Source organism: Thaumasiovibrio clandestinus, assembly GCF_047250365.1.
Lineage (GTDB): Bacteria > Pseudomonadota > Gammaproteobacteria > Enterobacterales > Vibrionaceae > Thaumasiovibrio.
In genome coordinates, this window is the sequence record NZ_JBLBVL010000003.1 from 234047 (window position 1) to 248760 (window position 14714).

The 14714-nt window shown below is 43.2% G+C and carries 12 protein-coding genes; 5 read left to right on the forward strand and 7 right to left on the reverse strand.

Going from position 1 to position 14714, the window contains the following annotated elements; genetic code table 11:
* Positions 1-14 precede the first annotated feature (14 nt).
* Positions 15-524: an NYN domain-containing protein gene (locus ACKLNH_RS06670; protein ID WP_413111473.1), complete on the reverse strand. Its 510-nt coding sequence runs from the start codon at positions 522-524 to the stop codon at positions 15-17.
* Between the two features lie 157 nt (positions 525-681).
* On the opposite strand from ACKLNH_RS06670, the gene ACKLNH_RS06675 reads away from it, so the two are divergent.
* Together ACKLNH_RS06675 and ACKLNH_RS06680 are read left to right on the forward strand one after the other, a co-directional pair.
* The gene (locus tag ACKLNH_RS06675; protein ID WP_413111474.1) at positions 682-837 is read left to right on the forward strand and encodes a hypothetical protein; all 156 of its coding nucleotides are present in this window, start codon (positions 682-684) and stop codon (positions 835-837) included.
* Positions 838-851: 14 nt separating this feature from the next.
* Complete coding sequence (locus ACKLNH_RS06680; protein ID WP_413111475.1) at positions 852-1523, forward strand: alpha/beta fold hydrolase; 672 nt, start codon at positions 852-854, stop codon at positions 1521-1523.
* Positions 1524-1570: 47 nt separating this feature from the next.
* Here the strand turns inward: ACKLNH_RS06680 and ACKLNH_RS06685 are convergent, their stop codons facing one another.
* The 6 genes from ACKLNH_RS06685 to ACKLNH_RS06710 form a co-directional block, all read right to left on the reverse strand.
* Positions 1571-2941: an MATE family efflux transporter gene (locus ACKLNH_RS06685; RefSeq protein WP_413111476.1), complete on the reverse strand. Its 1371-nt coding sequence runs from the start codon at positions 2939-2941 to the stop codon at positions 1571-1573.
* A 51-nt stretch (positions 2942-2992) separates the two neighbouring features.
* On the reverse strand, positions 2993-3712 hold the full coding sequence (locus ACKLNH_RS06690) for a riboflavin synthase subunit alpha (protein ID WP_413111477.1): 720 nt from the start codon (positions 3710-3712) through the stop codon (positions 2993-2995).
* Positions 3713-3948: 236 nt separating this feature from the next.
* A complete protein-coding gene (locus ACKLNH_RS06695; RefSeq protein ID WP_413111478.1) occupies positions 3949-4152 on the reverse strand; it encodes a CPXCG motif-containing cysteine-rich protein in 204 nt (67 codons plus the stop codon).
* A 417-nt stretch (positions 4153-4569) separates the two neighbouring features.
* Positions 4570-7110, reverse strand: coding sequence for a LuxQ periplasmic sensor domain-containing protein (locus ACKLNH_RS06700; RefSeq protein ID WP_413111479.1), 2541 nt, complete (start codon positions 7108-7110; stop codon positions 4570-4572).
* An 8-nt stretch (positions 7111-7118) separates the two neighbouring features.
* Positions 7119-8216 (reverse strand): substrate-binding domain-containing protein, encoded by a 1098-nt coding sequence (locus ACKLNH_RS06705; protein ID WP_413111480.1) that lies wholly within the window; start codon positions 8214-8216, stop codon positions 7119-7121.
* A gap of 188 nt (positions 8217-8404) precedes the next feature.
* On the reverse strand, positions 8405-10999 hold the full coding sequence (locus tag ACKLNH_RS06710) for a DUF2339 domain-containing protein (protein WP_413111481.1): 2595 nt from the start codon (positions 10997-10999) through the stop codon (positions 8405-8407).
* A 294-nt stretch (positions 11000-11293) separates the two neighbouring features.
* Here ACKLNH_RS06710 and ACKLNH_RS06715 point away from each other — a divergent pair, with 294 nt between their 5' ends.
* The 3 genes from ACKLNH_RS06715 (at position 11294) to ACKLNH_RS06725 (ending at position 14713) form a co-directional block, all read left to right on the forward strand.
* Complete coding sequence (locus ACKLNH_RS06715) at positions 11294-11710, forward strand: CBS domain-containing protein (RefSeq protein ID WP_413111482.1); 417 nt, start codon at positions 11294-11296, stop codon at positions 11708-11710.
* 253 nt (positions 11711-11963) lie between these two features.
* Positions 11964-13382, forward strand: a complete 1419-nt coding sequence (locus ACKLNH_RS06720; protein WP_413111483.1) for an SLC13 family permease — start codon at positions 11964-11966, stop codon at positions 13380-13382.
* A gap of 5 nt (positions 13383-13387) precedes the next feature.
* Positions 13388-14713: an ATP-binding protein gene (locus ACKLNH_RS06725; RefSeq protein WP_413111484.1), complete on the forward strand. Its 1326-nt coding sequence runs from the start codon at positions 13388-13390 to the stop codon at positions 14711-14713.
* Position 14714 lies beyond the last annotated feature (1 nt).

Sequence of the window (14714 nt, forward strand, 5' to 3'; positions counted from 1 at the left end):
TTTTTTATTGATGTTTATCGATGCAACAAGAGCGTGTCATCAATCTCTCTAAAGTGGTCACAAGCATTTACAAGGCTGCCAGCCGTTAAATTTGGTACGCCATAGACTTCGACTTCAATGTGATATCGTTGCTGTAAATGCTCAACAAGCAGTGAAAAGTCACCATCACCAGAGAGAAGGATGAGTTTATCTATATGAGGTGCCGCTTCGAGAGCATCAATGGTTAGGCCTACATCCCAATCCCCTTTGGCTGAGCCGTCACTGCGTTGAATAAATGGCTTTAGCCGAACGTTAAAGCCAATAGCGCGAAGAATGTTCTGAAATTGACGTTGCTTCTCATCGCCTTTATTGATGGCATAAGCATTGGCTTGATAGATTTCGTTGTCTTTTGTGGCTTCTGCCCAAAACTTGTTGTAATCAAAGTTGGCACCAAACTGTTCGCGTGTGGTGTAGTAAATGTTTTGTACATCGACCAAGATGGCAATGCGCGGCAGGCTTGTTGTAGGAGTAGTAGGTTCAGACATGAATGGTTGCCATTAGATAGATACAGCAACGAATAATAGTCAATATAGACGGTAACTTAAAGGGTTTATCTATGGTTCTGTCGTTTGGCGCAAGGCATAATAAAGAAAAATATGCCATTGTGTTGTTTAAGGTCATGCAGGTAATTAAGGAGTTTACGTGATAAAAGCGATAGTTGTTCTGCTGTTTCTTCTTATCGGCTTTAACGCGTTACAGCGACTGGACATCTCAGTACAGAAAAAGATTTTTACTGTACTGGGCTCGATTGTTGCTTTAGCACTGGCCATGTTTGTGGTTTCTGAATTAATCCGATAGTTGGGGTCGGTCGTATGGCAGATATCGGTAGTGAAAAGAAGATCAAAGTGGTGGTGTTACACGGCTTATATATGCACGGGGTGGTGATGATCCCGCTGTGTCGACGCATTACTCAAGCTGGGTATGAGGTGTTAAACCTTACTTATAATACGATTAAGCCTGACACAGAAAAGATGTTTGAAGAAATTGATCAGTTTGCTCAGCGCGAACCGATAATTTTGGTTGGTCACTCTATGGGCGGCGTGATGTCGCGGCAATATTTAGAGTCGCGACAGGATAACTCGGTTCAAGCGGTGATAACCTTGGGCACCCCACACCAAGGGGCTAAAATCGCCAAATATATTCATAGAATTGGGCTTAAAGATGTCGTGTTACGTGATAGCGCGAAATACTTGCTGCCACAGAAAGTCGAATGGACTCACCGCGCGCGCTTGTACAGTTTAGCGGGGAATTTTTCCTTAGGCGTGCTGCCTATTATTTTGCAAAGCACTGAGCGTCCATCAGACGGCATTGTCTTACTAGAAGAGACCAAAATGAAAGGGATGTGGCGCCATAAAACAATGCGCCAGACCCATGAAAGCATGTTAGTTTCAACGGAGGTCGCAGATTGGGTGTTAGCAGCACTCGATGAGGAAGAAGGCTACATGCAACGTGGCTGTAATGAAATCATTGAAATGTATCAGTGAGAGAACGACGCGGCCAGCAGGCGCTGGTCGCGCGATAAATAAGGCGTTTAACGTTCCATGACTTGATCAAAATAAGATGTATCTTGTTTTTGCAGCCAATGCAGGCGCTGACCCAATAGAAGCGCAGCAACGGTTAAGCCGACGATGGTTCCAGCCCAAAAACCGTAAGGGCCCATACTCGTTACAATAAGATCGGTGCGACCTAGCACGTAGCCTAAGGGTAGCCCGATAAGCCAATAGGCAATAAATGTCCTCACGAAAATCGCTTGCATATCTTTATAGCCACGTAGTGCGCCTGCCGCAATAACTTGTACCGCATCGCTGATTTGGTATATCGCCGCCATTAGCATTAACTGGCCAGCAAGTAACAGCACTTCTGGGTTGTCGTTATAAATTAAGGCAATATTATGTCTGAATATAACGGATAATATCGCGGTTACGGTGGCAGTGATAAACCCTATAGCAATGGCACTGTAACTGGTTATTTTTGCGCCGTGTAAGTGCATTTGCCCTACGCGATGACCAACTCGAATACTCGCTGCAATGCCAAGGCTCAATGGGATCATGAAGATCATCGATGAGAAATTGACCGCTATCTGATGCGCCGCAACGGTCACCGAGCCAAGTGGTGCGAGGAAAATAGCCACACAAGCAAACATGGTGACTTCAAAAAACATTGCTAAAGCGACGGGCAGCCCGAGATTAAATAGTTTTTTCTGTGCACGAAAGTGCGGCTGTTGCCAATGGGAGAAAGGCTGTAGGGCATTGAGTTTCGGTTTAAGCTTAATGTAGGCTAATAAGCATACAGCCATTAACCAATAAACCAACAAAGTAGCAACGGCACAGCCAGCAGCGCCTAGGGCTGGAGCGCCAAAATGGCCATAAACAAAGATCCAATTCAGTGGGATATTGGCGAGTAGCCCAATGAAGCCGATAAACATAGCAGGGCTGGTAAAAGATAACCCTTCACAGTAGCCACGCAGTGCGGTAAATAATAAGATCGCAGGCATTGCCCACAAGACAATCTGTAAGTATGCGATGGTTTTATTGCTTAGATCTGCCTCAATGTCCATCAAATCGACAATGTAGGCGGCATTGTACAGAACGAGCATGAGTGGCACAGAGAGAAACAGGGCTAAAAACACGCCTTGTTGTACTTGGTAGCGGATTTTCTCTTTTTTACCGGCCCCAAATAGCTGTGCGACAATAGGCACAATGGCCTGTAGCACCCCTAGCCCAAACAGCATCGTAGGCAGCCAAATGCTAGAGGCAACGGCCACCGCTGCCATATCTGTCGCACTCACGCCCCCGGCCATGATGGTATCAACAAAGCCCATGGAGGTTTGTGCCACTTGTGCCAAAAGGACGGGTAAGGCAAGCCTAAGTAAATGCTTAGACTCGGTGAGATAATCTTTCAAGTGTGTCTCCGAATAGAAAAATAGCGAGCCAAAGATAGGTGCGCTGGATTTTTACTTGTTCTTGTCGCTCAAAGCTTGTTGCGCCGCTTGGCCAATGGTATCGATATCTGTATTGTGCTGCGCCAGGAACTTTTCAAATAGAGGCATCAATGCGTCCATTTTCTCGTCAATGGCATCGCGTACGGTATCGACGACCACTTGCGTACCTCGTTCAATTTCAACATTAATATTTGAACCGCGTTGCTTTTGTTCGAATGTTGTCATCCGGCGGGTTTCAGGGATCAGCCATACATCAAACCAGCCCTCTTTTTTGTTCACGTCTGAGACGGTTAAGCTGGCACCATTAAGCGCGATATAGCCTTTAGGAAAAATATATTTTGCCCATTGTGCGGTGATAGAAAGACGGACTCGATAATTGTCATCTATCTGTTGCACATCAAGTACAGGAGTTTTGAAATCGACGTGACCAGATAGCGGATGGCCGCCAATCTCAGCACCATCTTTTGCTGCTCGTTCGACATTGATTGATTGGTTCGGCTCGAATTCACTCAGGGTCGTGATTTGTAAACTCTTCAGCATCACATCAAACTTAACACGCGTTGGGGTGATGATTTTTGTCACGGTTAAACAGACGCCATCAACGGCAACACTGGCACCTATGTCTAATTGATGACAAAACCCAGGTTCAAATTCTATTTCGAATGTTCTTAAACCGTTGTGGTCAGTGATTGAAGATATCAGTGCAACTGACTGAATAATACCGGTAAACATGATTTTATCCTCAAAGCGATGGTGTGATCGTGAACGCTAGATAGCGACGGCGTGAGAATATCATAAAGTGTTTACTGTCGCTCTAGTTAGTATAGCTAGAGGGGGTAATTGTTTATATAGGCAGGGAAATTCAGTGACTGTTGTTGAGAGAGTGTTGATTTCAGTCTGGGCTAGTAGAACCGTTGATTGAAGAAGTAGGTGAACATATATCACCTACTGTGTTAGTTGGGTTAAGTTTAGAATATTTGTTCGTCATCGGCATCAACAAAGAGCTGAATACTTTGAGATGCTTCGTCAATATTCAATTGCAGGTGAATAGCATTGCAGCAAGCAGGGCAGTCATCATAAAAGTCCTGACTGCCAGCGCTAACATCCAGTGTCATTTTTATCATGTGGCCGCAATGGGGACAAATGATATTTTGGTTCTTAAAGTTATTCACAACTACTCCTTATTATCAATACTATTAATATGAATAACACCTGCTTTTATCATAGTGTGAACAGATAATTTTCGTACAAAAATAACGCATATACATGATAGCAATCTCAAAATAACTAGCTTTCAATTACTTATTTAGCAAGTAGTTGAAAATGGATATCTATTTTGTATCGTTTAGGCTGTTGAGTGGTGCTAATTCGGTGAGATTCAATACTGAACGCGGATTATTGTGTATGTTTTGAAACCATGTCCTGTAGTTAACGACAGGCTTATGCTTATAAGGCATGCATTTGATTGGTTATTTTGTGTCTTGAATAAACATTGGCAAATAGGGTGTAACTTCACATTGTTTTAAGTGTTATTTGAAAATAATGATTGGAAGTGTGGCATTCTCTGTTAGCAACGAAGAATGTTGGGACTAAGAGCTGACCTGTTCCATCTTAAAATGTTCAAGTGCTTTAATGAAATTATCATTTTTAATCGGTTTTATAATTATGTAGTTAGCGCCAGCTGACATAAAATCTGTACGTGTCTCATCGAGGGCATCAGCAGTGCAAGCATAAATAGGGGTTTGGATTTTAAGTTCCTCTCTAATAATGCGAGCTGCTTCAATTCCTCCCATTACAGGCATATGGTTATCCATGAGTATAAGGTCGAACTGATGGTGTTTTAAGTGTTCTACCGCAAGTTTGCCATTCTCTACCCAGTCGACGCTAATGCCAACTCTTTTGCAGAACATCTTCGCTATTAATGCATTTGTCTTATCATCTTCAACCAATAAAACTCGGAGATTGAATTCAGGGGTTGGGGAGGAAAGCGTAGGCTGTTTGGCGTGAGTCGTCGTTGATATCTCTCGCATCGGAATCCAAAAACAAAATTGAGTACCAATATTTTGTTTACTGCTTATGGTTAGCTCTCCTTCTAATAATGTAATTAATTTATTTACAATTGTTAACCCTAATCCACTGCCTCCATACTTACGGGTAGCTGAAGGGTCAGCTTGAGAAAAAGGATTAAATAATTCATCTAAATAATTATTATTAATGCCAATGCCAGTATCTTCAACACTAAAGTGGGTGTTTTCTCCTTCGCGCCAGATTCTAATTGTGATTTTCCCGCGTTGAGTAAATTTTACCGCGTTGCTCATTAAGTTAAAGAGAACTTGGACGATACGTGATTTGTCTGAGTTGTAGATAACATGTTCGTCCAACTCATTATGAACTAGCAGTGTTAAGTGCTTTTTTTCACATAATGGTCGGTAGATTTCAGTAATAGGCCCAATGACTTCCTTGAATGAAAAGTTAGCAAATTTTAGTTTAAAGTCACCTTGTTCAATTTGGGAGTAGTCGATAATATCATTCAGTACGGTCAACAGGTGCTCGCCGCTTTGATACAAAACATCGACATGATCACGGTGTTGCTGATTCTCAAGAGAGTTTTTTAGTATTTGCGCGATGCCAAGTATGCCATTTAACGGTGTACGTAGTTCATGGCTCATTTGGGCTAAAAAATCTGATTTGGCTTTTGTTGCCGCTTCTGCTGCGAGTTGCGCGCGACGGCTTTGCCGCTTTGCTTCGATAAGAGTTGTAATATCTTGCGCTTGTCCAATGATAGAAATAACTTTATTATCAATGATTAAAGGTGCTAGATTCCAGTGATAAATGGTATTGTTTACGTTTGTATGCACACCTCTAATCGTTTCTCCATCCCGAGCAGCATCTAAGTGAGTCCGTATTTGTAACTCGAAAGCGTTGAAAGTATCCGTGGGTTGCTTGGCATTTTTATCGTATTCGAATTGCTCCTTTGCCGCTGGGTTAATACGTTGTATTTGATAATTGCAATCCCACACGATAGTGGGAGATAGTGCAATTTTGAACAGGTCATCGAGGGAGCGCTCTTTTTCAACGAGAGTGGATAATGTCGATTGTAGCGTCGAGCCAATTTGATTGAACTCAGTGATAGGTGTGCCACCAAATGGTTTGAAGTGTTGTCTTTGCGTAGCAGAACGCGTGTAGTTCATTAACGTATTTAACGAGTCTAAAATACGATTTTTAATATGATGCCGACTAAATATTAATAATGTGACAACAACAAACAAAGAGGCAATTGCGCTAAAAGAGAACTGTTCTTTTAACAGGCTTATGTTATCACTTTTATCTAGAGTTAAAAATTGGATTGGAGACGTTTCGCCATCAATGTTAAATGGAGAAATGTTAACAAGATAACGAGAACTAAGGAACGATGTATCGGTAGCACTTAATACTTTAAACGCATGCTTATATTCATCTGATTCTTTTTTTAAATTAGTCGCGACAACATCAGTGCCATGAACTAAAAAAATAGACTCCACACTAGAAGCTGAACGAAAGTCATTAAGTAAGGATAAGTTGTTATTAAGTACAACTGCAATGTTTAATTCTGCCACAATTTTACCGGTGCTACGGTCAATGATTGCCGTTCGACGAACAAGAAGATCTACAGGGTCGAGTAACCCATCTGACCGGATGTAGTGCCATTTCGAGTCGAGGTTTACCTGATTAATAATGTTAGCGATGGTATGCTCATCAATACCATGGAAATAACTTGCACCATCGTGCCAAATCAACTCACTATCTTTACTGATAAAGCGAAAGTCGGGCGAATTTGCAGAGTTATTCTCTTCAAGAGCAAAGAACAAGTCATCAAGTGCGAGCATATTCTTCGATTGAAGATAATTCAGAAGATCTTGACTATATGCATTGGCCTCTTGGCTGCTTTTTAATGCTGCAAGCCTGTAATTAATGATGTTTTGCAGTAAGTGTGAGGTTTGGTTGAGACTTCGCTCAATTTCACTATTTATGCTATTAACACTAAAGTGGTAGCTTTGCGTAATAATAGCAAGTGTCAGCAAGCTATATCCGACAAAGAAAAGTCGAATAATTAGGCTTGAAAGTGACTGAGGTTTTTTCTTATTCTTCATTAGTTGCATTATTTTGAGCTTGAATACCTAAATGCTCTTTGTTTCAATATGTTGATATGTGCAGTGGTGTGATCTTTGGTTACAATTTCAAAATCACCTGAATAAACAATTGGCGATGCTTTTTCTTCTAGGGAAAGTTTGATAGCTTCGGCCATCGCGATTCCAGTGTCATCATTCATTCGCATTACTGTCACATCCATTTTCCCACTTTGAATCGCCTCCAATTCAGCACTGCCTCCTCCCCAGCCATTAATGGCTACATCGGCACGGCCACTCTCTCTAAGTGCATCGATTGCCCCCAGTGCGATATCAGTGGCGCAAGCATAGATAAAATCTATATCTTGGTTATCGCTTAGGATTTGTTTTGTTGCTGTGTAGCCTGTTTCCCTATTAGCTTTTGTGTAAAAAGATGAACTTAATACGTACTTTGTTGCAGGGGTCATGGCTTCAATAAAAGTATCCCCACGAGCAGAGCTGATATACCCTTGCGAAAAGTAAAGCATGCTATATGTCGCCTTGTTTGGATACTGTGATTGATAGTAATCAGCTAATGCTATGCTGCCAGTTTGGTGATCGAAGCCAACGTAAAGAAAAGGTTGATTCCCTTGCCATGCTTTTACGGGAGTGGTGATATTTTGCAAAATAAGTTTAGTTTCTGGGTTTTGTAGTACGTGGTCAATAAACTTGCTGTGACGCGCGGTATCAAGGGTAAAAACCAGAAAGTCTGGTTGCTTTTTCATCGCTTGCATAAGGTGCTGGCTTTGTTGACGCATATCGATATTTGGCCGAGAGAAGACACTATCAATTTCATACGGGATTGCTAATTCCTGTAGCCTTTTTTCGAAAGCAGTAATATTGCGACGCCAATAATCCGATATTTGCTCTCCTGGGTAAACAACCGAAATGCGTAATGGGCGGTCAAGTGTTTTTAACATCTTATTGGGTGGTAACCTAACGAGTTCGCTGAGCTGGTTTGTTAGGGTTTGCTGTTCAGGATGAGCATCTAAAAATTGCTGATACTCCCAATAACCATCAAGCGAGGGACTACTGTGTGCAATTAGAGAGATAAAACAGAGTGTAAATAGGATGGCTTTAAATGTCTTCACCGCGCTCACCTATGGTTGCAATAGTTAAAGGGTTGTTTCCGATAACTATAGTTTGCAGTGGTTTGCATTGCTTACTTTTTTAAGCTTTGAAGTCTAATTAATTAGTGTTTTGATTGATGGCTGTATGATACCTAACTTTTTGAAAGTGGCTTAGGCTTCAGTTCGACAAGCGATCAACGCTGGGTGAACTAACTACGATAGCGAAGTGTTTGGAACAGCCAGCCAAGACTGAGCAATGCGAGCCCTAAACCAATGAAACTTATCGCACGCCAGAGCCCATCAAGATAACTTGCGTCAGAGAGGAATACTTTGAGCACGGCAACAAACAAGGTGGCGAGGCCGCCCGATTGCCACTGGCGTTGATTGGCTTTGACGCCAAAGGCTGTTGTTAAACCGCCGAGGGTGATTAATGCGACAGAATAGCTCAGCCACTCAGCCATACCTGTTATAGCAAACAGAGACAGCGTCTCTTGTTGCCAATACTGCCTGATTGACAATATTACCCACAGTGCCCCCAGGACAAGTGACATTGAATAGAGCCAACGTGATGGGATGCGTTCAGGGTGCAACTGACTTTTGGCGATCCCTGCCAATAGGCATGATGGGAGAAGCCAACCGAGCGCCAATGGATTGAGAATAGGAAGCGCGGAGGCAGAAATGCTCTCCGCCCATAGAGGCATAAAATGCGTGTTAAGCAAAATGATACACAATAAGGCAGCATTAAGGAGTCCAACGGAGTACCAATAGTAGACATGCTGCATAGTACCAAGCTGGCGGCGACGGAATTGATAAACAGCGCTTAAAACGAGCGCTTCTATGAGCCATAAGCTCACTGATATCAGGCTAACTGACTCAAAGATGATGTAACTGCCGGTTATCCAATAATGGCTTTGCGATAGAACAAATAGCGCAACAACATGCAGGAGCGCGCTTTCAAACCATGTAGCGACCAAAGAGTGGTGGCGACGATGCCAGCGAGCCGTGTAAATAAGTATGAGCAATGCAGGTGTAAAGTGAAGTACTCCCCACATTGATGACGTGATGCTGTTAGCTTGCCATTCAGGAAAGAGCGGGATAAGTGATAGCCGCACAAGCAGTAAGGTAATGATCCCTTTGTACATCACTGGTCTAACGGGCAATCGTGCATAGTATGGTTGTAGCGTTAAGAATAGAACGTGCATGACTAAAAACAGGCTAAACCATTCTTGTTGGGCCCAAATCCAGTACAGGGTTAATCCAATTAGATGTGTGGCATTGGTGAGATCTGACGTAATTTTCGGTACATAGTAGGCAACTAGCATAACCCCAAACGCACAAGCAGCGATGGTATAGCTCCATGTTGCGATATATTGCGGAGTCTGGAGATCAATATATAACAGTGAGCTAATTAGCAGTATCGGCACGGTCGAAACGCAAAGCCAATAGTTGGTTTTGTTACGACTGATTAAGTACTGCAAGATGAAGCGCCACTGGCAAATAGATAACAATAAAATAAATAGCCCTGCTTGCGGCCAAGGGGTCTGAGTGGAATGAATAAATTGTTGTTCAAGCATTAGGGTTGATATTACGACAGCGACTAGCGTAACTGATTGAAGTTGATTACGTGAAAATCGATGCTTTATCGCGGGAAGAATAATCAGACAGATAGGCGCAAGCAGGGTTGCGGTTGTGTCAACAAAGCTGGCTGACAGGCCTTGTGAGATCGACATATTGACCACGAGTAACAATATTGTCGTAATAACAGGATGTTGCCACGAGTTAGTTTGTTTTTTTATTTGTGAACAAGTCCATCCTGTTTCTGCCACAAGAATTAGCAGGTAAGCACTGGCTGGCATAAAGAGTAGTATCCAGAGAGTGAGATCCGGTATTGGAACGTTTAGTCCCACAGAGGCACACCAAAATAGATGGCAAAGTGTCATTAAGCTAGAGAGCCAACGGTTGTGGACTTTTTGCTCTACATAGCGACCTGCCAATGAGATGGCACAAATGTAGGCCATTAGCATGAAATGGTTGCCACTCTCAGTGACTACCCATAGTGGTGCCATGTACCCACCGATTAAGCCAAGAAATGCCATCAAGCTACCAAAACGCAAACTTAACGTTAAGCTCATGAGCGCAACAGCGGCTAGCAGTGTTAACGCGAATAGTGTGGGAAGGAGTTGGAAGACGACGACGGCTAAAACGATGGTGGTGTAGACCCCAGTGATACCTGTCGCGGCAAAGGCAGAAGGTATATACCCTCGACCATAGCGGTCAATGTGAGGCCATTTTCCACGTTGGCGTTGGCGATGCAACCATTCGCCAAAACCGAGAACAGATGTGGAAAGAAGAAACGCAGCAGCCAGTTTTGTGACCGGTGTGAATGACAATTGGCTAGTGATGAACTGAATAATAAATCCGAGACCCACTAAGAGCGCTACGCCACCAGACCAAACTAACCAGTATTGCTGCAGGTGCTGCATCATGCGTTGATAGAGAGCAGAGACAGTTGAGCTTATCTTGTTATTGGAATATGTTTTGCTCTGTGACTGTGACTGTGACTGTGACTGTGACTGTGACTGTGATGTCGTCGTCGTGGTGGTCATCGATACCGGCGCGATAGGCGATGCTTGAAGCGGCTGTGGTTGTTGTTCTATTCGGTTGAGTAAGTCTTGGTATTGGTTTTTAAGTTTATGTACTTCAAGGAACGCCAGAATTGCGAGTACAGGAGAGGCCAGTATGATCAGTGCAATGAGAATGGCTAATATTGTCAAAATCTCGTTTAGTACCATGCTTGCTAACACGGAGTCCCTCGTTAGGTGGTCGTTATACTGATGGGGCCATCATATCCAATTCAGGATAAGTATAGGAGGGGAAGGGCTATTTTCACATCGTTACATCATAAAGTTACGTCACATCTAATGATAGTAGGAATGCGGTCTCAGGTGTGAGGGGCAAAATCTTCTTGCTTAAGCTGATTTGTTTTAACTATTACTGAAATTTGTCTAATCAATTTAGTAATCTTGGAAAATTAAGCCACAATCAATTTAATTAGACAGAAAATAGATTCTGACTTAACGCTGTTTTTGGGAGGCTTTATGGAGTCATTGAAAGTTAGAGACTATATGCATACTCATCCGGTGACGTTTTCACCAGATGCCTCATTGTCAGTTGCTTTAGATACGCTGTTAGCATCTAAACAGACTGGTGGCCCTGTTGTTGATGCGTTGGGGAAAGTGATCGGTTTTATATCGGAACAAGATATGATGCACACCTTGTTAAATGTGGGGTATCACTGTCAGGATACCCATTCGGTTCGTGATTGTATGCGCACAGATGTTCTGGCTGCCAGTGTCAATGAGTCAATTATTGATTTGGCAGGGCGCATGGTATCAGGAAAGCCGAAATTGTATCCCGTCGTAGAGGGAGAAAAATTGGTTGGATTGATTACACGAAGAGATGTATTAAAAGCAATTAGCGCGCATCTTGGTGCCTGCTTTAAGCACCCCGTTTAGTTTCATATCCGACATAAATAGCACTGCTGCCATTGTCGCAGTGCTACCCACCAAAAAATGACGCCAACTAACCCTACAGTAGGGTGCTTATCTATTCATCTGCTAAATTCAACTTTTGATTAAATAACTCAACTTTTCTTGATCTATTTCCGAATACGGCAGCGTAAGTGTGTGATAATGCGCCTAGATTTTACTCAGTCTCATTTTTATTACACCCACTTTGGAATGGACTCTATCAAGGATTACCCTACACATGCGTCAGTACATTCGCTATATCATACCTGTTCTTATCCCTCTTCTTATTGTATTTCTGCCCGCGTCAGCTATCCCTATTGATGGGCTGACGGTTATTCAGCAGCGTGTTATTGCCATCTTTTTGTTTGCGGCGTTGAGTTGGGTTTGTGAACCTATTCCAATTTATGCCACGTCGGTGGTGGTCATTATGCTGCTGATTCTGATGGTGTCCAATAATGGTTTGATATTTTTTCAAGCCGGAGCAGGCGAGCCTCATATCGGTGAGTTATTGAACTCGAAAGACATCATGGCCACCATGGCGAGTCCAATGATTATGCTATTTCTTGGAGGCTTCTTTCTTGCCATGGCGGCGACAAAGTACCGTCTAGATGTCAACTTAGCCCGTGTTCTCTTGCGCCCGTTTGGTCATCAGCCGAAATATGTCATGTTAGGCTTGATGCTGATCACTGCGGTGTTCTCAATGTTTATGTCAAACACTGCGACAACGGCCATGATGCTGTCGATCCTTGCTCCTGTTATTGTTTTGTTTGGTAAAGATGATCCTGGGCGCGCCGCTTTTGCTTTAAGCATCCCTGTTGCGGCGAATATTGGCGGTATGGGGACACCAATTGGTACACCGCCCAATGCTATCGCACTGAGCTATCTTACTGGCGATAACACGATATCATTTGGTGAGTGGATGATGTTCGCTGTTCCTTATGTTGTGATTTTGATGGCATTATCATGGTTACTGTTAGTTAAATTGTACCCAGCGAAACAAGAGAGCATTAAGTTAGAAATTAAGGGCAAGTTCCTTAAAACACCTAAGGCCATTACGGTCTATGTTACCTTTGCTGTAACAATACTACTGTGGTTGATGGGGACAAGCCATGGCATGAATTCGTACACGGTCGCTTTGATTCCAGTGGCGGTGTTCTCTATGACTGGCATTATCAATAAAGAAGATCTGAAGAAAATCTCGTGGGATGTACTTTGGTTGGTTTCCGGTGGTTTTGCATTAGGTTTGGCACTTGATAAAACGGGACTGGCAAGTCTCATGGTGAATAGCATTCCATTTGATAATTTCTCGCCGTACATTGTGTTAGTTGGTGCTGCGCTGTTGTGCTTGCTGATGGCAAACTTTATGTCACATACTGCAACGGCTAACTTATTAATGCCAATTATGGCAGCATTAGGCATGTCGATGCAGTCATTGGCACCATTAGGTGGCCAAGTGACCCTTGTTCTAGTGGTAGCATTTGCAGCATCGCTCGGTATGTCATTACCAATAAGTACGCCACCAAATGCTTTAGCCCATGCTTCAGGAAATGTTAACACTAATCAGATGGCTAAGGTCGGTATCATTATTGGTGTTGGTGGCCTGGCGATGGCATTTGTGTTGGTATGGATTTTAAATATCGTTGGATTTATTAGTTAAACGCTATGGAACATCATCAAGAGTTAGATCGTATCATCAAGGTCTATTTTTCAAGACCTAAACACACCGAGCGTATTGCTTCTGGTGCCGTCGTCTTGGAGCAAGGTGGTGAGAACGATAAACTGTTTTGGGTGAAAAAAGGCCACTTGACAGGGCACCTGAAAGATGAAGAAACGGGGCAAACGGCTGAAGTTTTCTCTGTTTCAAGCGGGATGTTTTTTGGGGTGCACAGTTTTTTTGCCAAAACTGGAAAAGCGTCAACGACAGTGATTGCTGATAAAGAGTCAGAAATTGCGTGGATTGACAGCGTCACTCCAGCGGAAGATGTCGATAATTATGGTTCTCTTTCTGAACAGTTTATGCCTGTGATTGTGCACGAGTTATCTCGACGTCAGGTACAGGCTGGCTTACAAGCATTTGCAAAAAAAGAGGCCATGGAAAGCCTGTATGCTGCGGAGCAGATGTCAACACTTGGCCAGTTAGCGGCAGGGATTGCGCATGAGTTAAACAACGCTGTTGGTGTTCTTAGCAGTAAAACGGATACGATCGTTAACGATTTGGCTCAATTGCTTGAAGAGAGTCACCCTGAAGGGGTGCCTTTCTTCGATGCTGGTATTATTTCGGGCCAATCAGCTAGCTCATCTCAAGTGCGCACCCGTTCTAAAGAGCTGGTGGACAATTTCCGTCTTGATCGTGAAACCGCTAAGCAGTTAGCAAGAGCATTGCCAGATGGAGACGTGCCAGACGATTGGTTACAGGCGTTACCTGAGTGCCTCCATTATTGGCAAATGGGGCGAGATCTGCATGATATGCGATTAGCCTCTAAGCATGCGGCAAGTATTGTACGCTCAGTAAAACAACTTGGTGGTACTGATCAACAACGATTGCCAGGGGTTGATATTAACGAAACGGTGAATAAGTCTCTTGCGTTATTGCAGAGCAATTTACGTCGCGTTAACGTGGTCCTTCGACCGGCCGTATTGCCATCTATTACGGCGAGTAGCACTGAATTAGTTCAGGTGTGGGTGAATATCATTAAGAATGCTTGCGATGCGATGGTGGATACCGAAGAGCCTCATTTAGAGATTATTACTCGCCATAGTAATAATCGATTGGCGATTACGATTAGCAATAACGGGCCAATGATGGATGAAGCGACACGACGCAAGATATTTCAACCTAATTATACGACCAAAAAAGGTGGTCTTTCTTTTGGACTGGGGCTAGGACTGGCGATAGTACAGCGCATCATAAATAGTTATGGTGGTACCATTGCGACTAAAAGTACTGAAGAAAAAACCACATTCAGAATTAAATTGCCAATCCGGTAAG